The sequence below is a fragment of the Agromyces salentinus genome (assembly GCF_009749395.1).
Classification (GTDB): domain Bacteria; phylum Actinomycetota; class Actinomycetes; order Actinomycetales; family Microbacteriaceae; genus Agromyces; species Agromyces salentinus.
Genome location: NZ_WBIR01000022.1, coordinates 33,855 through 56,203, shown reverse-complemented (window position 1 = coordinate 56,203; position 22,349 = coordinate 33,855). Strand labels below are relative to the sequence as shown.

Annotated in this window: 9 protein-coding genes; 2 read left to right on the top strand and 7 right to left on the bottom strand. The window is 67.7% G+C overall.

Annotation, left to right across the window (positions count from 1 at the left end; translation table 11 throughout):
* Positions 1-10: 10 nt before the first annotated feature.
* Entirely contained in the window at positions 11-478 is a 468-nt protein-coding gene (locus GQQ95_RS17290; RefSeq protein WP_157428849.1) for an XRE family transcriptional regulator, read from the top strand.
* On the top strand, positions 475-924 hold the full coding sequence (locus GQQ95_RS17285) for a HepT-like ribonuclease domain-containing protein (protein ID WP_157428848.1): 450 nt from the start codon (positions 475-477) through the stop codon (positions 922-924). The genes GQQ95_RS17290 and GQQ95_RS17285 overlap by 4 nt, the downstream gene beginning before the upstream one ends.
* Here the strand turns inward: GQQ95_RS17285 and GQQ95_RS17280 are convergent.
* The 7 genes from GQQ95_RS17280 to GQQ95_RS17250 form a co-directional block, all read right to left on the bottom strand.
* The gene (locus GQQ95_RS17280) at positions 891-2,363 is read right to left on the bottom strand and encodes a DUF3482 domain-containing protein (protein WP_212275547.1); all 1,473 of its coding nucleotides are present in this window, start codon (positions 2,361-2,363) and stop codon (positions 891-893) included. The genes GQQ95_RS17285 and GQQ95_RS17280 overlap by 34 nt on opposite strands.
* 119 nt (positions 2,364-2,482) lie before the next feature.
* Positions 2,483-3,943, bottom strand: coding sequence for a DUF2868 domain-containing protein (locus tag GQQ95_RS17275; protein ID WP_170297114.1), 1,461 nt, complete (start codon positions 3,941-3,943; stop codon positions 2,483-2,485).
* A 243-nt stretch (positions 3,944-4,186) separates the two neighbouring features.
* Positions 4,187-5,977 (bottom strand): GmrSD restriction endonuclease domain-containing protein, encoded by a 1,791-nt coding sequence (locus tag GQQ95_RS17270; RefSeq protein ID WP_157428845.1) that lies wholly within the window; start codon positions 5,975-5,977, stop codon positions 4,187-4,189.
* A gap of 102 nt (positions 5,978-6,079) precedes the next feature.
* A complete protein-coding gene (locus GQQ95_RS17265; protein ID WP_170297113.1) occupies positions 6,080-8,344 on the bottom strand; it encodes a UvrD-helicase domain-containing protein in 2,265 nt (754 codons plus the stop codon).
* 26 nt (positions 8,345-8,370) lie between these two features.
* Positions 8,371-14,748 carry a DEAD/DEAH box helicase gene (locus tag GQQ95_RS17260; protein ID WP_157428843.1) on the bottom strand — a complete coding sequence of 2,126 codons (6,378 nt, stop codon included), beginning with the start codon at positions 14,746-14,748 and terminating at the stop codon, positions 8,371-8,373.
* Complete coding sequence (locus GQQ95_RS17255) at positions 14,745-19,427, bottom strand: Eco57I restriction-modification methylase domain-containing protein (RefSeq protein WP_157428842.1); 4,683 nt, start codon at positions 19,425-19,427, stop codon at positions 14,745-14,747. The genes GQQ95_RS17260 and GQQ95_RS17255 overlap by 4 nt, the downstream gene beginning before the upstream one ends.
* On the bottom strand, positions 19,428-22,319 hold the full coding sequence (locus GQQ95_RS17250) for a helicase-related protein (protein ID WP_212275545.1): 2,892 nt from the start codon (positions 22,317-22,319) through the stop codon (positions 19,428-19,430).
* Positions 22,320-22,349 lie beyond the last annotated feature (30 nt).

The following is a 22,349-nucleotide window of genomic DNA, read 5'->3' as shown; positions in this document are numbered from 1 at the left end:
TACTCGCCCCATGACCACCCGTGAACCGGATGCCGCGACGCTCGTGCGCCGGGCGCGAGAGGACGCGGGGCTCTCGCAGCGGGCACTCGCGACCCTGGCCGGCATCAAACAGCCCAACCTCGCGATGATCGAATCCGGGGCCCGAGTCCCCAGCGACGAGCTCCGCGAGCGCATCCTCCGGGCCGCGCGCATGCGCCCATCCATTCCCCTCGAGCTCTTCGCCGAGCGCATCCTCGAGCTCGCCCCGAAGTACGGCGTGAGCGACATCCGCGTCTTCGGCTCGGCCGCTCGCGGAACCGACACCGCCGACAGCGACGTCGACCTGCTCGTCGGTGCCGGCCCCGACGTCGACTTCCTCACGCTCGCGGCGTTCCGTCAAGAGGTCGCGAACCTGATCGGGTTTCCGGTCGATGCCGTCGTCGACGACGACGCGGATCCGGTCGTCCGCGCACTCCGACGCGAGGCGGTTCCGCTGTGACCGACGGCGACGCCGACGCGCCGCGCGGCCGCTTCAGCGCACGGCCGCGCGTCGAGCCTCAGGGCTCGGAGCACTCGCAGTTCTCGGAGCGCTCGCGCGAACGCCTCTCCGACGAGGTCGCACGACTTCGCTCGCGCTTCGAGCGCGCCACCCGCGACGGACGCGCGAGCTTCGCGGATGCCGACTCGGACGCCTACGACATCGGTATGCTCGCGGTCATCCACCTCGCCGATCTGGTGAACCGCCAGCTCCCCGCCGAGATCGCGGACACCCTGCCTCGACTCGCGCGCGACGGGCTCCGGGCAACCCGCAATATCGCCGCCCATAACTATGCCGGCCTCGACAACGCCCGTCTGTGGGAGACCGTCTCGACGCATGCACCCGCGCTGCTCGACGCGATCGAAGCCGCGCTTCAGGCGCCGTCGGCATCGAGCGCCCCCGGATAGAGCTCGTCGAGCAGCCCGAGCGCCAGCTCACGCAGCACCTCCTCGAGCTCACGCTGCACACGCTGCACCCGCTCCTCGCCGTCGCCGCGCCGCGCCCAGATCGCCGCGAGCCGTTTCTGCTCCGCCACGACCGCGTCGACCACCATCGGGCGCCAGTGCTCCGGGTACTCGCCCTCGCGCCAGGCGCCGCGCCCGCGGCCGTAGTGCGCGACCGCGAGGTAGCGCAGCAGCGCGGAGGTCACGAGCCCGTCGAGGAACGCCTCCTCCCAGCGCAGGCTCGACTCCGTGCGGCCGCGCACGACGTTGACGCCCTGCGCGACGCCCGCCCCGCCGAGCGCGCCGATGATCGCGCCGGCGACCATGCCCGCGCCGAACGTGAGCCCTCCGGCCAGCAGATCGGCGCCGAGTCCCGTCAGCGCCCCCGAGACGACACCACCGAGCGCGGCGGTGCGGGTGCCGTCGAGCGGCGCGTCGAGGTGCACGCCGTCGGCCACGCGCTCGAGCACCTCGTCGGCGGCCCGCCCCTCGAGCCGGTGGATCGCGATGAGCTGCTCCATGCCCCACCGCAGGTCGACCTGCAGCCGGGCGGCCATCTCGTCGGTGGCATCCGATCGCGCCTTGGTGCGCGCCGCATTCGGCAGGCCGAACGATCCCGTGACCCGGTTGGTGAGCGGTTCGGCCGGCAGCACGACCCGGTCGGCCGCGGCCCGCGCGATCGGCCCGGCGAGCGCGGCCATGGACGCGTCGAACTCGCCCATGCGCAGGTCGCGCCACGCGGCCGAGAGTCGCGCGAAGGCCCGCTCCGAGGCATCCGGAACCAGCGGTTCGATCGCCCGGAACAACGTGAACTCCTGCACCCAGCAGCGCGCGAACGCGTCGAAGGCGAGCACGTCGCGCACGTTCGTGGACGGGCCGAGCGCGGCACGCCAGCGCGCGGCATCGGCTTCTTCAGCAGCCCGCTCGCGCGGCGGACCCGTCTGGTTGAGCAGCACGAGCACGGGCTTGCCGATCCACTCGAGCACCTCGAGCTCGGGGGCGAGGTAGCCGGCGTCGGCGGGCGCCTCGGCGGCGTTCACGAGGTAGAGCACGACGTCGGCCTGCTCGGCGACGTTGCGCACGGCGAGCTGGCTGAGCCACAGCGCGCGGTCCTGGTAGCGGTCCCACACCTGCGTGAGGAACCAGCCGATGGGGTTGCGGTCCTGCCGCAGCCGCCGCGCGAGGCGCACGCTGTCGCCGAAGCCCGGTGTGTCCCAGAGCGTCAGCAGGTCGCCGTCGGAGGTCTGCACGAGCGGGAACGGCGTCGCCTCGACGGTGACGTGCGGGGCGTCGCGCACCTCACCGACATCGCGGCCGAGCAGCGTGCGCGCGAGTGTCGTCTTGCCCGCGTTGGTGTGCGAGATGAGCGACAGCGACACCGCCCCCGCGTCGAGCCCCGGCACCTCCGGCGGTCGAGTAGGCAGCGAAGCAGCCGTATCGAGCCCCCCCGGCGGTCGAGTAGGCAGCGAAGCAGCCGTACCGAGACCCATTTCTCGATCCCCATCGGATGCCCCGTGCCCACTCATGCCAGCCACCCCGCCCCACTCGCGGCACTCCCGCCACCCTCACGAGCGGATGCCGCGGCCACGAGCTGCGCCTCGGCCGCCGCCAGGTCGGGGTCGGCGAGGTCGACGAACACCGGCACGGCGCCCCGAGCCTCCACGAGCTCACGCCAGGCGACCCGGCGCTCCTCGCGGCGTGGCGCGTCGTCGCCCCAGCGGGCGAGGAACGGCGACTCGTCGACGAGCACCACCGAGGGGGCGGATGCCGCGAGGAACGCGCCGTGCGCATCGTCTTCGGGCGTCGCGGTGAGGTTGAACAGTGGCAGCAGGGTCTGGGTCGTGCCCGCGGCATCCGGACCCGACCAGGCGTCGTCGCCCCACGCGACGGGCTCGTCGATGGTCGCGTCGGCGTTGCCGTACGCCCGGGCGACGATGGCCTCGAGCCCGGCGCGCGCCTCGGGCTCGAGGGTGTAGCTGTACGGGATGACGCGCACGCGCGCCGGCTCGCCCACCCACCCGGCGATGAGGCGGCGGTAGTACGGCTCGTCGAGCGGCAGCGCCACGTTCCTCGCGCGGCGCCGCTCGACCAGCCCCGCGGCGAGCGCGAGCACCAGCCGCGGAATGATCACGACGACGGCGACCGTGCCGGCCATGAGGTGCATCCAGATCGCGGCGTTCTCGCTCGCGGGCGCGCGGATCGCCTCGATCGCCGCGACGTCGGGCACCGGGATGCCGGTGAGCCACGATCCGGGCGCGAGCGTCACCGCGAGCAGCGCGTGCACCTGCTCGGCCCCGAGGAACGTGCTCTCCCACGACGCGCGGTACTCGAACGCGAGCCCGCGCAGGTAGAGCCCGGCGATGAGGCCGAGCGCGGTGGCCGCCGCCGCGAGGTGCAGCACGCGCGCGGCGCGCGCTCCGTAGAGCGGTGCGGCAACGCGCGCCCAGTCGCGGGGCAGCGCGGCGAGCACGGTGCGCCTGGCGGCGGTCGGGGCATCCGCCCGGCTGCTGTCGCTCATCGACGAGCGCACCGACGCGACCCGGATCAGCACGGACCTCACCGGCCCGGCCGCCCCACGCCGGAGCACCAGCGGACGCACGAGGAGCCACACGTAGACGACGAGGTTCCACGCGACGAGCGCGAACACCGGCGGCGCGAGCAGGTTGATGCTCGACCCACCGCCGATGCGGTCGATGAGCAGGCCCAGCACGAACGCGGCGATCACCGTCACGACGCCCACCCACGGACGCCAGCGGATGCCGCGCACCGTTCGCGTCACCGCGGGCTGACGTGTGCCGACCCGTTCGAGCACGAGCTGCGCGCGCCGCCCCAGGAACGCCTCGGCGCTCGCCCGCTCCCCCACGATCGCCGCCGCCGCGCGGCTCGCCCACTCACGGTCGGCATCGGACCACAGCACCCGGTCGCGATCGGCCGTCTCGACGGCGCGCGCCGCGGTCGTCTCGAGGGCGGCCGACTCGTCCATGCTGCGGAGTCTATGCCGCGGCGCCGGGTAGCTGCGTCCTTGCGCAGCTCGCCGATCACGAGCCCCGGCGTTGCCGAGCGGTTGTCCAACGCCCGTCCCTAACCCCTGAGTCGTCGCTTTTCCGCGCATGAGGAAGGTGGGACCTCAGCCGGATGATCGTCATTTTCGACCTCCGCGGCAAAGCCGCGGAGGTCCTGCGCATGGAGCTCCCAGAAGGAGACTGTTTCCTGCGATGCGACACGGTCAGAGCTTCTCGTAGTACGAGCGGATGACGTTCGCCATCAGCTTTCGACGCTCCTGCAGGAACTCCGGGTACTCCTCCGCGGTCAGGGCTGCAAGGCGCGAGGGGATCGCATTCTCCACGAAATTGCGTTGCAGCTCGTCGGCATCCGTGATCTCTCCGAGCGTGAGCCGGCCCGACCCGATCTGAGCCTCGACTTCGGCTAGATAGCCAGCCGGGGGCTTGTTGCTGATGCTGATGTTGATCGACGTCTCGGTCAGCGCGAAGTTCGCGACCTGGTTGTAATCGGCGCGGTCGGGGAACCCGTTCTTTTGCAGATAGTCCTTCGGGACGATGTGATGGATGTCGCCGGACTGCTGGTGCATCGCCGCGATCGTGATGCTCTTCGAGAGGAACCCGCGAACCCCGGTGGCGACCTGAGCCGCAAGGAACGCCTGGAAGAAGGGGCTGACGGTACTCGTCGTCTCGAGGGAGTTCGGCAACGAGACCTGCCAGAAGCCGTCGGAGAGATCGGATTCCTCGATCTGCGTGAGGTACTCGGCGGCCCCCTGCGCCGAGATGCGACGGATGTCCTGCTCCCAGGTTCCCTCGAAGCTGCCCGAGTGTCGCCCGGTGAGCATCGACATGACGAACCAGCGGCGGACGATCCGCTTCCGCTCCCCTTCTGACATGGAGTCATCGGCACGGAGCCGCAGGTACAGGGCGTACGCAAAGTTCAAGGCGTTCTTCGAGCCGACCATGTCGGGCGCGATGAACCCGGCAGACTTGATCAGCATGATGAAGTTCTCGTAGTGGTACTTCTTGACGATCTGAAGGAGCGCTGCTTCGAGCTTGTCGTACGCCACGGGGATGCGCGATTCGTCGACCTTGCGCGTCTCGGGATCCCGACCGGAAAGCTCGCTGACGATCGAGGACGCCCTGCCACGACTGAACCCGAGTAGCCCTGCGACACGGATGACGTCGCCGTATGCGGGGTCGTACAGGTCTTCGGCGTCGTCCTTCAACCACGAGATCGCACTGATGAACTTCGATGCGGCGAACTCCGAATCGTTCTCCTGGATGTCGGCGAACGCGTGCGGTGCGACGGCGAGATGGCAGAAGTAGTCGATGAGCTTTCGGAGATTGCGACCGCGATCGCCGTAGGTCGCGATCTTGCTCATCGCGAAGTCGGCGCTGCTGAGCGGCACTCCCTTGGAGTTGATCCTGATGAAGATCTCGGAGACGGTTTCGACGTCGAGGTCGTCGGCCAGGGCGATGATGCCGATCTGCGCGTTCTTGATGCCCTCGAGCCGTGCGATGTTCGCCTCGACCGCGGCATGGTCGATGTTCCCGTTCGCCTCGAAGTACGACTTCACGAATGTGTAGGTGGAGTTTGCAGTGAAGAGCTCGCTGATGTCCGAGATCCACTCCGGATTCTTCGCGATGACCGGTGTCAGGGTCGCGAATTCTTCCGTGACCGGATTGAACGCGATCGTGATCCGGATCTGCTTGTAGCGCTTGTTGATCACCTTCAGACCGGCGACCGCCGCGCGGAGCGCGGTGATGCGCTGCTGCCCGTCGATCAGAATCTGCTGGTGCGCCGCGACCTGACCGCCCTTCAAATGTGCGCCGACCGACTGCCAGGTGATCAGGTACCCGACCGGATACCCCTTGTACAGCGAGTCCATGAGGTCGCGGACTTTCACGCTGTCCCATACGAATGGGCGCTGAAGCTCCGGGATCGCGATGTGCTCGCGTCGCACGTCTTCGAGCAGCTGGGTGACCGCCGATTGGGTGACTTGATACTTCGCCATCGTGATCCTCTTTCTCATCGGCCACGCTCATCGACGCTCGGGCAGACACGGATGCGCCGATCCCGGGTGCTGCAGAGCGATGCGACTCAGGATATCCGCGGCCTACTCTGAGCGGAGGAGCAACTCCGACGGCTTCCCCTTCCAGGTCACGACGAGCTCATCACGAGCACGGCTGGCCGCGACGTACAGCAGCGAACGTTCCCTCAGCATGACATCGTCGCGGTCTTCGGCCGCGACACCCTTCAGCGACCACGGCGTCGGGAAGGAGCCTTCGGAGATGTCGAACAAGATGACCCGCGAGAACTCCAGGCCCTTCGCGATGTGCATCGTGAGGATGACTGGTCGATCGCCGGACTGCTTCGCGTTCGTCAGAATCGTGCTCGCCACGCCGTGATGGTCGAGCGCATCGTGCACGTCCTTAGCGGCGTTGTTCGACGTCGTCAGAACGGCAATGGTCGCGCCGTCGACGCCTGCGTCGAGCCAGGACTTCACTTGGGCGGCCAAGACGGCAAATTGCACCGACGCGGACTGCGTCGGGAGCGACTTCGGTTCCGGGCCTAGCCTGGACGACCGATACCCCGCCACACCTTCTTCGCCACCCTGGGCATCGATGAAGGTCCCTCCTTCGAGCAGCCCGAGGGCATAGCGGAGGTTCTGTTCGGTCGTGCGGTAGTTGAGCGTCAGCCTGCGTGATCGGCCGACGATGGCGATGTCGAGGCGCGAGAGCACGACGGGTTGACCGTAGATGCGCTGGTGCGTGTCGTCGGCGATGAACATGTCGTCGGGCCCCGAGGCCGTCACGGCGCGAAGGAACCGCCAGTGCGAGGGCGTGAGGTCCTGCGCTTCGTCAATGAGGATGTGGTCGGCGAATGTGCGGGGCGATTCGCCGTCGGCGCCCTCGAGCCACGCGGCCGAGACCGATGCAACTTCGGCGAATGACAACCTGTTGGCGATGCGCGCGTTCTTTCGATACTGCTCGACGACCGCCCACACCTGGGCGCGCTTCGCTCGATCGAGTGCCACGCCGCGCCCCGGACGCCGAACCGTGAAGTAGTCGTCCTTCGTCACGATCCGGTTGGCGAGGATCACCTGCAGGTACTCGACCGAGAGGAAGCTCTTCGAACGGAGCGCCGCCGGCAGATCGACGTCGGCGTCGTCGACCGCGTCATCCCAGCCGGAGTCGTTCGCGACGACGGCGCCGCGCGATTCGACGACTGCGCCGAGCACGCTCTGCGCGGCGGCGCCGAACCCGGTTCCGGCGGCATCGCGCACCGCGGCGACCAGCTGGTCGACGCCTCGTACGAGCACACCGGGGTGCCCTGGTGCCGACGCCTGCGCGAGGTCGGGGTCGAGGCGCTCGAGATCGCGGCGGAGGTTGTCGGCAAGGGCTCGCGTGTACGTCGTGAGCACGACCCGGTGAGTCGGATGCTGCTCCGCGAGGTGCTTTGCGCGATGGAGCAGAACGACCGTCTTGCCGGTGCCCGCGCCGCCGGTGAGGCGGAACGGCCCCTTGTACGAGCGCGTGGCGTAGCGTCGCTGGTCGGGGTGGAGGAACACCCGCCATGCGCCGAAGTCGCCTCCGTCGATGACGCGCTGCAGTTCCTCCTCGCCTTCGATGAAGGTGAACTGCATCTGGGCGGCCGGGTGCTTGAGCGCCTCGACGAGTCGCTCGTCTTCGGTGCGATCAGGCTCGGCGACCTCGTCGGCGACGGCCGGCTCCGTGACGACGGCGTTGTCGTCGGCCTCGGTGATGCCGAGCGACTCTTTGATCTGCGAGATGGCGAGGTTCATCGCCATACCGAGCAGCACCCCCGACTGCCATTCGTTCTCGAGGTCGCTCGCGAACGCGAGGAGTTCGTCCTCGGTCGCGGCCGCGAATGCCTCGGCGGCGAGATCGGCCGGGAAGCCGAACTCGTCTGTGAGGTCGGCAACGAAGTAGCTCTTCTCGGTGAGGAACGATGATGGTGCGGCCCCGGCCTGTGCGGATTCCGTCCAGACCTTCGGCGCTGCCGGTGCGGGTGCGTCGACGGCCGGCTCGGCCTCGATGAGTTCGGCGATGCCGTTCACCGGATTGATCTGCAACTTGCGCGTCCGCGCCCGTTTGATCGCCTCTTCGTGCTCCCAGGTGCCTGCGTACACGTAGGTGCGCTCGCCGGCGAGCGGTTCGAGGCAGTAGAGCACCGCCCGCAGGTGGATGTCCACCCGCCCGGTGCGCGCTCGGGAGTCGAGCGGTTCGTTCATCGGCTCGATGTGCAGGCCGGGGAGTGTGTCGTCTTCGGTCAACTTCGAGAGGAACGACATGATCTTGGCACGAACGGCCTTCTCATGGTCTTGGCCCTTGAGCTTCGTCATGATGAGGTTGGGCATCGGTCGCCTTTCGGAGCGGTCGTCGGTCAGACGGAGGTTTCGAGGGCGGCGGCGATCGCGGACGCATCGGCCGGGACGACCTGCCATCCTGCGGCCAGCAGGTCGTGAAGGTCTTCCTCGGCGAAGTCGAACCCGGAGGCGACTCGGCGGTCGCGCCACGCGAACGGCACGGGGATGCCTTCGGCGACCTCGATGCCGAGCTCGGGCACGGCGACTCCGCCGATCTTCGCGAGCTCCCGGATCAACGCCTGTTCCGCGAGCGTCGCCTGCGGCAGCAGCGCGCCCCATTCGACGGAGATCTCGTCGTCGAGCACGACGTCGGCGGGGCCGATACCGGCCTGCGGCACCGGAACGTCGGTCTGACTCAGCGCGAGAATTCGCGCGGAGTCGACATCGAACCGCGCACCGAGCAGATTCGCGAGTTTCAGCCACAGCCGCCACGCGTCCCTGAAATCGCCGGCCGCGAGCGCGGAACCGCGATCGTCGAGCATCACGACCACCTCGGTCTTGCCCGCCGTGATGAATCGCGTGGTCATTGCGAATGCTCCGAATCGAAGCTGCCAGCTCATCGGCGACGTCCCGGTCGACGCACCGGCTCGGAGCGTTTCCGCCGTGAACTCGACAAGCGGTCGTGACCCGGCGTCGACGAGCTCCGCGGCGGGCAAACGGGTCAACATCGGCAGTGCATCAGCGATGGTCTCCCACCTCGATTGCGCCTTGTCGGGGTTCTGCATCCACTCCATGAGTTGGGAGACGGGGTTCGCGAGCACGTGATCGAGCGCCGCGAGCGGCAGGTTGTACATGCCGAGGAAGTCGCCGGCGGCCGCCGGGTCGAACCAGGCGGCCTTCGGTTCCGGTTTGCCATCGCGCGCACGGATGAGCTCGTCCCAGTGGATGCCGAGCACGAGGTATCCGTCGTATCGCGCGAGGTCCCGCTTCTTGGCGTCGTCGGCGATCCGGTTGTGCTGGGGCGTCGCATGGAACGCGAATCCGTCGGTGTAGATCGCGATCGGCTTGGCGCCGCCCCCGAACTGCTCCAACACGAAGTCGGGCGTCGTGTATCCGAGCTCGACCTGCGGCCGCAGCATCCAGATGCGCCGGTTGCCCGGGAACGAGACCTGGATCTTGTTGCCCTTGTCACCGGGGATCTCTTTGACTCCGGCGCCGAGCGCCTTCGCCCGGTCCATGAACACCTGTCGGAAGAGCTGCTCGATGACCGACTCGCCGACCTGCACCCCGGGGTCCTGACGCGTGACGACCCACTCGGTGGGCTCGCCGTCGTGCACGCCGAGCAGCACGGCGAGGCTTCGTTCGGCACTCGCACGCGACACCCGGTCGGATGCCGCGCCGGGGGCATACGGCAAGAGGCACCGGTGGCAGGAGGAGCGCCCCTCGGTCTTGCACGGGCAGTCGCGCACCGTCTGCCAGGCGACCGTGAGCAGCTCGCGCATCTGCGTCTCGTCGGCGAGTTCGGCCAGATAGCCGGTTCCCCCCGGAACAGAGTCGTGCACGAGCAGCGCCGGCACGTTCTCGGTCCCGTCGGTGAGCACCGGTTCGACCGTCTCGACGATGCGCAGGTGGTCGGGGTCTCCTCCGATCACCTCTCGAAGCCCGCGAAGCAGGGCGGCCGACAGGCTGGGAACGGCGAGGGTGTCGCCGATGGTGAGTTGCGGCGGCAGACGCAGCAGAATCCCCTGCGTCGTGAGCGTGCGACTGAGCGCGAGCGACGTGGTGCTTTCGGTGCTCGCGTCGCGCACAGCACACCAGGGCTTGTGCTCGCGGCGCGAGTTGGTGTTCGCCTCGCCGTCGAGCTTTCCGCACACGGAGCACACCCTGAACAGCGGCGCCTGGCGTTCGTCGCCCGCGATGAAGCGGGTCTCCCCGAATCCGCCGACGCGGCCGAGATTCAGCCAGCGCACGGTGAGGTCGCGCAGGTAGGTGACGCCGAAGGCCTCACCTTCGACGTACCAGGCGTCGGTGATGCCGGCCGGATCCACGTCGGCGGCAACCTGCATCACGAAGCGCTCGCGCCGACGCTCATCGCGTCCGTCGCTGATGGATGCCTCGTCGCGCCGCACCTCGGCCGACACCTGTTCGAGCTCGACGACCTGTAGGTGCTGTGCGGTATCGGCGATGGCGGTGCTCCCACACCGGGGGCAGGACGTTCGGAGGGCTTCGGCTGTTCCATGGTCGTACCCGTGGCCGCAGGCAGGACAGAACGACCAGGTGCGCACGGCCTCACCGCCGCTGCCGAGATCGATGGAGTCGATGCCGATCTCGAGGCCCTGGGCGTAGAACACCGCACCCGGCGCGAGTTCGCTGATCGCCACGCCCGCGCCGCGCTCGTAACTGAATGCCCGATCACGATATTCAAGGCTGTCTGGGTCGATCCAGCTGAGCGCGACATCGAGCCGCACCGAGTCGTCGATGAGCGAGTAGTTCGGCAGCAGTCCAAACCGCTCGAGCGCGGAGACCCAGTGCTCCGACCGCAGATCGGCGAGCTGCTTCGTCGCCATCGCATACGACGCGCGGGCCGAGCGGTACTCGCGCTTCTCGTCGTCGCCGGCCGTCGGATGGTCGGCGGCGCGCTTGAGCTCGTCGAGCGAATCCGCGACGGCGTCCTTGCGATGGCGCACCAGGTCCACTTGCTCGGTCCAGCGCTGCACGGCGTCACGCACCGCAGCGGCGAGGCGACTCGAACCCGCGTCTTCGCCGGGCGTCGCCCACGCGCGCACTGCGTCACGAGCCCAGGTGCTCAATGCATCGACAGGGAACGTCGAGAGGAACGTCTCGACCCTCTCGAGGTGCTCGGCTTCCGCATCCGCGACGATGTCGCCGAGCAACGTCCCGGGCTCCGAACTCTTCAGCACGTCTCGAGCCTGCCGAGGCGGGTCGGCGAGGTCGGCGGCTCGACGGTCGACGAGCGCGGCGAAGTACTGTCGCCGCAGGATCTCTTCGGCGTTGAGATACGTCGCAGGAGGGCGCACCGCTCCGTTGATCACCGAGAGCGGTTCTCCGAGCTTCGGCAACTGTTCGCCGCGGCCGGTGACGAACGCGAGCGAGAGCGCGTTGCCGGTGAGTCGACCCGCGCGGCCGACGCGCTGCAGATACGACGCGACCGACTTCGGCAGACCCGCGAGCATCACGGTCGACAGGTCGCCGATGTCGATGCCCATTTCCAGCGTGGGGGTCGCGACGAGCACGTTCGGCGTGTCAGGGTCGGCCCCTGACGACTTGAATCCGTCTTCATAGGCGAGCCTGGTCTCGTCATCGAGCAGGCTCGTGTGCTCGCGGGCGACGACGCGACGCATGTCGCCGTCGTTGTAGAGCGTTCGGTAGTAGTTGACCGTGCCGTCGGTGCTTCGCAACCGCCCGGGGCATCGAGCCGATGTGCACGGGCCGTCGACGAGTTGATCGATCACGGTCGTGCTGACGGGCACGGGGTTCTGGCAGACGTCGCACACCAGCAGATGACGCCCGGATTCGAGGTCGGTGAGTTCCACCGGGTGCACCATGACGGATGCCGCGGCCAGGCGATAGACGGTGGCAGACCCCGAGCCGATCGCCGTCGACGTGATCACCCCCTCACGGTCGAGCTCGGCGAGGAGCGCACGCGTGAGGTGCGCGCCAACACTCGCCGGGACGCCGAGCACATCACGCGCCCAGACGGCGAACCAACTCTGGCTCGAGTTCGCGACGTCGAGGTTGCTCTTCTGCCCTCGGCCTGCGCCGGTCGCGACGCTGCCGACCCGGGGAAAGCCGGGGGCGTCGCGGCCGTCGGGGAAGGCGGGCATGCCGACGCCGCGCGGACGTCCGCCCCAGAGGTACCAGCGCCTGCCATCGTTCTCGATGTATTTGCGGAACCACTCGTGGTCGATCGCGCCCCGATCGCGCATGCGCTCGAGCACCCCGCGCACCCACCGCACGACCGTGTCCTTCGGCACCTCGGCCGTCGGCTCCTCGTCGAGCGGCTGCGAACGCGAGTACCCGGTGAGGGTGGCGCGGCCGATCGCATCGAGCTTCGCCGCGGCACCGGCGTTCACCTCGGCGGCGAGGCTGCCCGTCAGTTCGAGGGTGCGGCCCACCCGTGATTGCAGCCCGAACTCCATCGTGAGGTCGAACAGCAGTCGCTGCCGCACCCGCTCTTCGACGTTCGGGTCGACGTCGGCCGCCCGCTCCGCCTCCCAGAACTCACGGAAGTTGTCATGCTCGACGATCTCGGGCGCCAGCAGTCGATACCGAGCGGATCGGTCATCGCCTGCGTCGCTGAGCAGGAGTTCGACGAGCTTCGGCAGGTTCGCGGGCCGGGAGCCGATGGCACGGCGGATCGCGTTACGCAAGGAGAACACGTGCGAACGGCTCTGCACGAATCCCGCGCGGTGCGCGGCATCCTGCACGCTGTCGGTGAAGACGAGCGCCTTCTTCTCTGCGGGGTCGAGCCCTGCCTCCCCGAACAGCGTGGTGACGGCCACCGAGAGCATGGTCGCGATGGCGCTGCCGAGAAAGCGGATGCCGTCAGCGCGACCGCACGACGGACAGTCGTCGTTCTTCGATCCGTCTTCGGCGTCGGCGCCGGTGAGCACGAGCACGGGCAGCACGACCGTCTCGTCGTCCTCGTCGGCAGGCGCTTGGTCGAGGATGATCCGGTCGCGCACATGGAACCAGCGCAGTCCGTCGACCTCGTGGGGGGCGTCGAGGCGCGCCTCCTTCGGCGCATGGATGAGGGCGCGGAACCCGCGCTCACCGTGCAGGTGATTGCCGCGGACGTCGACCTCGTCGTGGTCGAGATAGCTGCCCACCGGGGCGAGCTGCACGCCCCATCCGCTGCGGCCGCAGTGGCGGCAGTACACGGCGGGGAACGCGGGCGCCGCTTCAGCATCCGCCGCGTCGGTTTCGATCATCCCGTCGTCGCTCCACCGGAATCCGACGACGGGATCGGCGTCCCGGTCGATTCGGGTGAGAGCTCGCACCCAGAGATGCAGGTCGATCGAGAGCGCGGCGCGCTGCTCGATCGCACGAATATGGCTGAGAGCGCTGAGCAGCGTGACCAGGAATCGTCGACGAACGACCGCCCGCTGCTCGTAGGTCTCGTCGGCCGCGAGTCCGGCCGGGAGCAGCGCATCCGCGAGCTGGTCGATCTGGGCGGCATCTGTGGCGAGCTCGGACAGGTTGTGAATGATCGGATGCGCACGAACAAGCGCGAAAACGTCGGCTCGGGTCAGTGTGGCCGACGCGACAGCATTGCCGTCTTCTCGCTCGTAGAGCGACGCGACGATGGCGGCTGTCATCACGTCGAGGTCTTCGGAACCTGCTTCGTCCAGCGACGCAAGCACGTCTTCGACGAGCGGCGTGCCTACGGGCTTCGCCAGGAGACCGAGTCTCGCCACGACCTCGCCGGCGTTGCCGGCCCATTCGTCATAGGTCATGCGCGTCTCGGTGACGACGGACGATTCGTCGAAGTCGTCGCCGAACACGGTGCGCGCGAACTCGATCATCGCGCTCGGGTCGCCCTTGTCGCCGAGGGTCGCCGAGGTGGCGACAGCGGTCACGTCCCCGAGCGGGCGCGGCGGCGCACTGCTCGGAAGCGGATTTGCGCCCGCCGCCGACCGGAACCGTTCGAGCGTGAGACCCAGGCGACGCAGCAACATGGCGACGTCGGTGCCCTGCGCCCCGTCGTACGTGTGGAACTCATCGAGCACGAGGTATTGCAGGCTCTCGGCGCTCTGCTGCCACAACGGCTGGTCTTCGGTGCGCAGCAACAGTTGATCGAGCATCTTGTAGTTCGTGAGCAGGATGTCGGGTGCCTGCGCCCTGATCGCGGCGCGGCTGGTGATGAGCCCGTCGGTCGTCACCGAGGAGCGCTCGGCACCGCCTTGGCCGGTGTAGATCGCCGCTCGGATGCCGCGGAGCTCGTCGTGTGTCGTCAACAACTCGGTCAGGCGTCGGGCTTGGTCGTTGGCGAGGGCGTTCATCGGGTAGAGGATGAGCGCCTTGATGCCCTGTACTCCGTCGCGTTTGGCGCGCAGCACGTGATCGAGGATCGGATGCATGAACGCCTCCGTCTTTCCGGACCCCGTGCCGGTCGTCACGAGCGTCGGCAGCGGTCGACGTTTCTCGGCGGACAGATTCGCGCTGCTCAGCCGGTCGAACGCGGCCGCCTGGTGACCGTACGGCGTCGGACCGTCGTACCAGTCGAGACTCGTACGCCATCCATCGGAGGCGGGCTGGAACGGAAGACGCACCCGGACATACGGCCCGCGGAAGATGCCATCGCGGGGGTCGTCGAGGAACGACTCGAGCGCCCTGCTCGCATCGCTGTCGGAGAGCGCGAAGGTGGTCGTGAGATACCCGAGCAGGCTCCGGCGAACCTGTTCGGCCTCCACGGAGGGCAGGAGCTCGCTCATGACCGTTCCTCGAGAATCCGCTCGAAGTGCGCATACGCCTGTCGCATGTCGGCCTCGCGATCGAGCGTCACGAACGGCAGTTCGTAGGTGTAGTCGACGCCCGAACCCGGATGCGTCGCGGTGCGTTCCCCCTCGGAAATGTCGTCGCCCTTCTGGCGCCAAAGGGTGAGCACCGAGTTTGGCACCAGGCGGCCGTTCGCGTCGTAGTACTGACCTGTTCGGTCGTACCCCGCAAGGACCGGGAACTGAGTGCGGAATATCGCACAGAGTTCATCGCTCGAAACGCCAAGTTCAATCGCTGCCAGCACGTCGATCTCGATTTGGGCTGCCCTCCGCGCAATGGCGCGACGAAGGGGTGTGCCATAAGTCCATCTGACCGAGAGCTCGCCGCCTTCCACTAAGGCCGACTCAAGCGCCCACTGATCAGTAGTGAACCGGTCATGGAACGCGCTCGACCAGAGATCGGCATATGCATCTGTCAAGGCGTTTAGTCGAAGCCATCTCAGAGCAATCGCGTGCGGGAAACGCGAGCCGATGAGCGGTAGCCGGTCGAAGGTGGGCTGTCTGATGTGCTTCTTCGGCGCCACCCGGATTGAGAAATCCGCCAATAGGCAGGACGACACGGCCAGCGCAGCGATCTGCTCGACGTTTGGCTGGATCTTGGCGGAGTAAACACCGTCCACATGCGCGGCCCCCGGCGGAATCACAGTCGCAATGAGCGTTCGCGCTCCCGTATTTGCAGCCATAGTGCGCCAGGCGATGCGGTAGTGGTTGCGCGCAGGATCCCGGTCTGGGCCCCAGTGTGTGTAGGCGGCGTCGTACTCGGCAGGGGATTTGGCAGGTTTGTACGCGGTGACCGGAAGCGCATCGGGCGCGAGCGCCTCCAGGTCGACCGACGACCAGTCCTGGTTGTGGAGCATGGTCGGGTTCGGCGACTTGTAGAACGGGTTGGCGACGAAGAGATGGGGGCCCTGAAGAATCGCATCGCGCCAGGAGTCCACCTCACCCCAACGAACCTCGAAGACACCCTTCTTGCGGTCGATGCTCTCATCCCAGCCTCGAGAGAACTCCAGCCCGAGCGAGCCGATGCGCGGCGCGGCTGAAAGCTTGCGCAATACCTCACTGGTTGCCCGGTTGACGGCGTAGACCATCCGCGTCTGTCTCACGGGCACAGCGTCGCTTTCCAGCACCGCGTGCCAGGTCGCGAGGGTCTCGTCGGTGACCATCGTGATCCGCGAAGCGTGCGGCCGCAGATCCCATTTGCCGTCGCGATCCTTGAGCCCGGGCTCCTCGCCGGAACCGTCGTGACGCAGGGAAGCGACCGCGGTCTCTGGATGGTAGAGCGAGGTGGCCATCAGGAAGCCACGAGCCGACGCTTGCCCGTACACGTGAACGCCATACGAGACCTGATCGTGCACCTCAAAGAGGAATAGCGCGTTCATGAACTGCCAATGCCGGCGCAGCCGCTGGTAGGTCGCGGCTCGAAGCACGCCGGCCTTCTCATCGGTGAAGTGGGTTTCAGGGTGGATGAGTCCGATCACCCCACGTGGGCTCTGACGGTTCCACGTCGCTTCCATGAAACATCGGTACAGGTCTGGTTGGAGCCCCGCGAGATGCGGATACACAGTCGGGTCGCCAACGAATGCTGCGGTGACCGCGACGTCCGCTGTCCCGTCGACGACGAGATCCGACACACCGGGGAGGTCCAGTGTGATCGCGCGTTTCGCCGTGATCTGCGATTGAGTCGGCTTCACTGCCAGCTGCCACCACGGGTCGCCCTCGGCCAGCAGCGCGTCTACGTCACTCCGCGGCCGAACCCACGGCGGGTTTCCGACTTGGAGGTCGAAGCCACCGCGCTCGAACACCGTCGCGAAGTCGAGTTCCCAATGGAAGAACCCCTGCTGCGCGGCGATCTGTTCGACTGCCCTGAGCCACGGCGTCGACTCGACGAGGTCGGTCACACGCTCGGCGCTCGCGAAGGCGAGGTTGTCGCGCTCCTCCTCGTTGAGTTCCTCCCAACCACCGCTCGCGTAGGCGAAGGTCGTCTGTCCGTAGCGGGCAGCGACGCCTCTCGCCTCGGTGTGCTCGCCGAGGATTCCGCGAAGTCCTGCGATCCACTCATCGAGCGAGGGCGGCGTTGCGCCACCCGTCAGCGTGTCGGTGAGCGGCCAGAACCACATGGCGTTCCAGGCGTCCATCACCCGGCGGAGGCGCTGGAACGCACCTTCGGGATCGTTCAGCTTGCGTTCGATCTCAGCGCGACCCACGGCTGCACCGCCGGCTGCGTGATGCTCTGCACCCTCCCAGAGGGGGATGTCACGCCGAGCCTCGCGCTCGGCGATCGTCAGTCGGCGAAGCGCGAGCTGCCAGAGTGCCTCCACACGATTCGAAAGGCTGGCTAGCTGATCAAGCTGTTTCTTGCTCGGCTTGGCGAAGATGGACTTGCGCCACGCTCTGAGCCGTGCCAACGCCTCGGGGGCGAGCTCCTTCGCCTCCTTCGCGTCGACGGCAGACCCCCACCCAGCTGCGGGAAGCAAGAAGTGGTGGATCGCACCCGCAGTGCCCTGCGCGAGACGACCGGCGGCGATGTTGTCGGCGAGATCACGAACAGACACCGGCCGCGGAGCATCCTTCAACCACGACTTCTTATTCACCTGATCGCGGGAGTACACCGCCCGTCGAGAACCGATGAGCGAATTGCCGCGCTTCAGGTGCAGGCCGAACCAGGGGGCCGAGAGCCCCTCAACCATCGTGTCGAGCCAGAGCGAGATCTCCGCCAACTCGACCGCGGTCGCATTGAGGTCGACGCCGTAGACCTGGTGCAGGGCGATCGAGGCTTTGACCCGCTGCAGCTCGCGCGGCCGCTGTTCGGGATCGACCTTGGTGCCGACCTCTGCCTCGCGGCGCTTCAGATACTCGTCGGCGAGCTGGCGCACCGCCTCGATCGCGAACGCGCCCGATCCGAGGGCCGGCTCACAGACCGAGAGCTCGAGGATCTCGGCCGCCGTGGTCGCGTGGCCGTCTTGATCGAGCAGCTCTTCGAGCGACTGGCTCACCACGAACCGGGTGAGCACCTCGGGCGTGTAATACGAGGCCGACTGCTGACGCTCACGGCCGGCGAGGCGATACACGAAGCTGCCCCGCTCGTGCAGTACCGCTTTGCGCGCACCGGTGATCGGATCTTCGGTCTGCACGAAGTCCTTGTGATCGATGCCCTCGGAGCGATCAACGGGCACGACCCACGAGCCCTTCGAGGCGTCGCCGTCCTTCGCCACCTCGAACAGGTCGGTGCTCGCGAAGAACCCGGTATACGACATGAGGCCCTCGTACACGGCGCCGAGCTGGTTGATGCCGAGATCGGAGTAGCTGATGAACCCGCGGTCGCGCCCGCGTTGCTCCTTGCTCAGGAGCAGGTGCGCGAGCACGCGCTGCATCGCCTCGTCGCCGAGTCCGACCTCGTCGACGTGCGCCGTCGCACTCGGCAGGAAGAGGTCGGCGGTGAGCCGGTTGAACACGAGACCTTCGGGCAGGTCGGATGCCGTCGCGGCATCCGATGCCGTCGTCACCGGTGCGTGGCCGCCGTCGACCAGGCGGAAGAGCACGCCCAACGACTCGTGCAGGTGGGTGCGGTCGGCGGCGTCGCCGGGCAGCTCGACGAGCACGAGCTCACGAAGCCGGTCGAGGCTGTAGCCCTCTTCATATTCGCCGCTGCCGACGGGCACGACCTGCAGTTCGGGCGAGGCCTCAGCGTAGAGGAGGAACAGGATGCGATAGAGGTATCGCAATGCCTGCTTCGCGAGCGGCTGCGCCTCACTCGACGGCAGCGGGTCGAGACCGTGTCTCGCACGACGGCGCACGACCTCGTTCGCGATGATCTCGATCGAGGACCGCACACCTTCGCGCAGATCTTTCGAGACGCCGACCGTGTGCTTGATCGACTCGTCGAAGACCGTCGCCCACCACACGGTGCCTTCAGCATCGGGCAGCAGCGACTCGGCGGCGAGGCACGCGAGGGCGCGATCGAGCTCGCCACCCTTCTTCTGGTCGTTTCGATCGACTGCGAGTTGCAGGTTGACCGCGAGGTAGCGCCCCTCGGCCCACCGCTCACGTTCGGCGAGCATGACCCACCGGCCCGCAAGCACCAGCGCGAACGCCGGACCGTCTTCATCGGCGAACAGCACCGAGAGCAGTCGCGCGGCCGACGCGATGGGATGCTTCTCGTCGTCGACCGGCACGAACGGCTCCGACAGCGTCTCCGCATCTCGCTGCAACAGATCGTCGACCTCTGCGACGGGCGCGGCATCGACGATCGCCACGCGGGCCGGCTCATCGAGCCCGCGCTGGGTCACGAAGCCGACCGGGCCGCGCTGCTCGAGCTCATACAGGCCCGAGGTGAAGCCGAGGTTCTGTTTCAGCAGCCGAGTGATACGGGCTGCCGCATCACTCACGACGCCGGCTTCCTTGGCGACCGTCTCTTCGAGTCCTGCGAATCCGTTCACCAGCTCACGCTGCACCGACGAGAACACGTCACGCGCCGAGGTCTCGCCCGCGTCGTGCGCGGCATCCCACGCCTTGCGTCGCTGGGTCACCCTCGCCTGAAACGACTGCTTCGCGGCATCCGTGTTGAAGTAGTGCTCGCTGATCCACTCTTCACCGACGATGAAGGCATCCGAAGCCATTCACTCCACCTCTTCCTGGGGAACCACGAGCAACAGCGGGCGTACGAGACGTCGGTTGGGCTTCATCGATGCGGCGATCGCGCGCTCCTCTTCGACGGTGACTCGGCGCTGCTTGAGATCGCCGCGCTGCGCCAGTGCGTCGGCCTCGAGCTCCCACTCGGCGACGCGCTGCGACCACGCCTCGATGCTGTCCTCGATGCTCGTGGCCGAGGCCTGTGCGAGTTCGGCGACCAGCACATCGGCGTGGCGAACTGCAGGTGCGACAAAGGCCTGCAGTGCCTCGATGTCCTCGACGGGACCGGGGTTCGTCAGCGGGCCGGTCAGTCCGACCTCGTCGAGGGCGGACCTGGCGCTCGCGTGGGGCTCGACGAGGACGAACTCGGGGTTCGCCGCATCCGGCATCGCCGCAGTGAGGAACGAGGACGCGACGACCTGTCCACGATTGTTCGTCAGCGTGCCGATCAATAGCACCGTCGGGTAGTCGACGGCGCTGCGCACGACGAACACCTCGTTGCGCCCGAGCTTCGCGAGCGCCCGATCACTCGCCCATTCGAGCACGGGATGCAGCGGACCGAGATAATGCGCCTCGGGCCAGAGAGAGTTGCTCGACCGGTCGTCGATGGCCTGTTGCAGCACGCTGCGCGCCTGCGTCTCGGTCACGGCGAGCTTGAGGTGGTCGGTGACGTGCTGGTCGCGCAGATAGCTCTGTGGAAGCACCGCGAGTCGCTGCACGAGATCGCGGGGCGGCGTCATCTCGACGAGCCCGTGCGCCGCGTGCCTGCGATAGTCGACGCCGCCACCGCCGCTCGCGCCTGGAGCCGCACCCGGCGTCGCGTAGACCTCGTCGAGCGCCGCGGCGAGGTACGCGTCGTCGTTCGCGTACAGCCCCGACGAACCGTCATCCGAGGATTCCGGCGTCTGGGTCGTGGTCTCGGCGGGCTTCTGGGCAGTGGCGAGGAGCAAGGCCAGCCACGGGTCATCCGCATCGTTCTTCACATCGTCGAGCCCCGGCACGATCTCGTCGATCTCGGCGCCCTTCGCCAACGCCTTCGCGATCGCGTCCTCTTCGGCGGCCACGTCGTACTTGCCCATGAGCGAAGCGACGTCACCCAGCGCCGCGTGCGCCTCCTGCTCGCGCTCCATCAGGCGCGTGAGCACCCGGATGTCGCCCGCGAACCGCTCATTGCTCGGCTTCAGCAGAATCGTGGTGATCTGGGGATCGTGCCGCTGCCCGTACCGGTCGATGCGGCCGTTGCGCTGCTCGATGCGGATGAGGCTCCACGGGATGTCGAAATGCACGAGCTCATGACACTGCGAATGCAGGTTCACGCCCTCGGAGGCGACATCGCCGGTGACGAGAACGCGGATCGGCGACGACGACTGCTTGAACGACTCGACGATGCGCTGCTGCGCCTGGTCGTCGAGTCCGCCGTGCAGCACCTCGATCTGATCGGGCTTGAGCTTCAGGTCTTTCTGAAGCTTCGCACGGAGCCACTTGAGCGTCGGCACGCGTTCGGAGAAGACCACGGCACGTTCGGTTCCGGCAGGACCGACGCCGATCTGCTTCAGGTACGCGACGAGTCGGTCGTACTTCGCCGAGGCGTCACCCTCGGCCTCGGCGGCGAGAGTCGCGAGGCGCTCGAGCGCATCCCGTTCGCCGCGCTGTTTCGTCGTGAGCTCGGTGCCGAGCCGCTTCATCCGCTCGCTCGCCGTTTCTCGAAGGGCCGCGGGCGAGGACAGGAACGCCTTGGCGAGCGTCCAGGGGAACAGCCCCTTGTTGTCGCCGGAGTACGGGCTCCCGCCATCATCGGGATACAGCCAGACGTCGGCGAGCTCGTCGGCGATCTCGTTCTCGATCGGACTCGCGTCGACGGTGAAGTGCTGCAGTTCCTTGCGCTCGGCCCAGTCGCTGCCGACCTCACGGTCGACCTCAGGGCTGTGCCGGTGGCGCCGGATCACCAGACGCCGCAGTTCGTTCTTGTCGATGTCGCCGTCTGGTGAGACCGCGGTCGGCTCGAGCAGTCGGATGAGCTCGGCGAACGACTCCTTCTTGCCGTTGTGCGGCGTCGCGCTGGCGAGCACGAGCGCCTCGGTGTTTCGAGCGAGCAGGCGCGCGAGCGCGTTGTTCTGCGTGGCGCCCGTGATGTTGTGCGACTCGTCGATCACGACGGCATCCCACTTGTGCTTGCGAAGGTGCGCCCGGTACTTGTCCTGCTTCAGCGTGTCGATCGAGATGATCGCGCGCTTGTACAGGCTGAACGGATTGCGCGTCGCGGGCAGCTTCTGCCGCACACGTTGGATGCCGACGGAGTCGAGGCGCACGAACGGCAGCGCGAACCGGGTCCACATCTCGTACTGCATCTGCTCGAGCACGTGCTTGGGCGTGACGATCAGGATCCGATCGCCGCGACCACGCCGCGTCAGCTCGGCGAGGATCATGCCGATCTCGATCGTCTTGCCCAGCCCGACGGCGTCGGCGATGAGGATGCGCGGGCGCAGGTTCGCGGGGTCGAGCGCCTGTCGCACGGCGGACTGCTGGTAGCCGAGCGGATCCGAGAGCATCCGCGTGCTCACCGTCAGACCGGGCTCGCTCAACGGCACAGGAGTCTTGCGGAGCGTCGCCTCGAGCCACAGTTTGGCCTGGCGGTAGCCGGGCGAGGCATCCGCCTTCAACTTGGCCTGTGCCGGGTCGAGCACGCGGATGTCGTCGAGGTGCTCGTAGAACGACGCCGTGGTGTCGCGCACCAGCTCGGAGAGCCCCTGCACGCGGATCAGCATGCCGTCTTGGGTCTGCGTTGCCGAGGTGACGACCCAGTCGGCGTCGCGCACGGTGACGAGGGAGCCCGGAGCGACGTTGAGCGTGCGCTCGACCTGGGCGAGTTCGGTCGGCAATCGATGCTCCTTCGTGGCGCTGTGCAGGCC

What these genes read in the sequence shown, in the direction of transcription:
- GQQ95_RS17290 (WP_157428849.1), top strand. Translation starts at nt 11, where the DNA reads ATGACCACCCGTGAACCGGATGCCGCGACGCTCGTGCGCCGGGCGCGA.
- GQQ95_RS17275 (WP_170297114.1), bottom strand. Translation starts at nt 3,943, where the DNA reads ATGGACGAGTCGGCCGCCCTCGAGACGACCGCGGCGCGCGCCGTCGAG.
- GQQ95_RS17270 (WP_157428845.1), bottom strand. Translation starts at nt 5,977, where the DNA reads ATGGCGAAGTATCAAGTCACCCAATCGGCGGTCACCCAGCTGCTCGAA.
- GQQ95_RS17265 (WP_170297113.1), bottom strand. Translation starts at nt 8,344, where the DNA reads ATGCCCAACCTCATCATGACGAAGCTCAAGGGCCAAGACCATGAGAAG.
- GQQ95_RS17260 (WP_157428843.1), bottom strand. Translation starts at nt 14,748, where the DNA reads ATGAGCGAGCTCCTGCCCTCCGTGGAGGCCGAACAGGTTCGCCGGAGC.
- GQQ95_RS17255 (WP_157428842.1), bottom strand. Translation starts at nt 19,427, where the DNA reads ATGGCTTCGGATGCCTTCATCGTCGGTGAAGAGTGGATCAGCGAGCAC.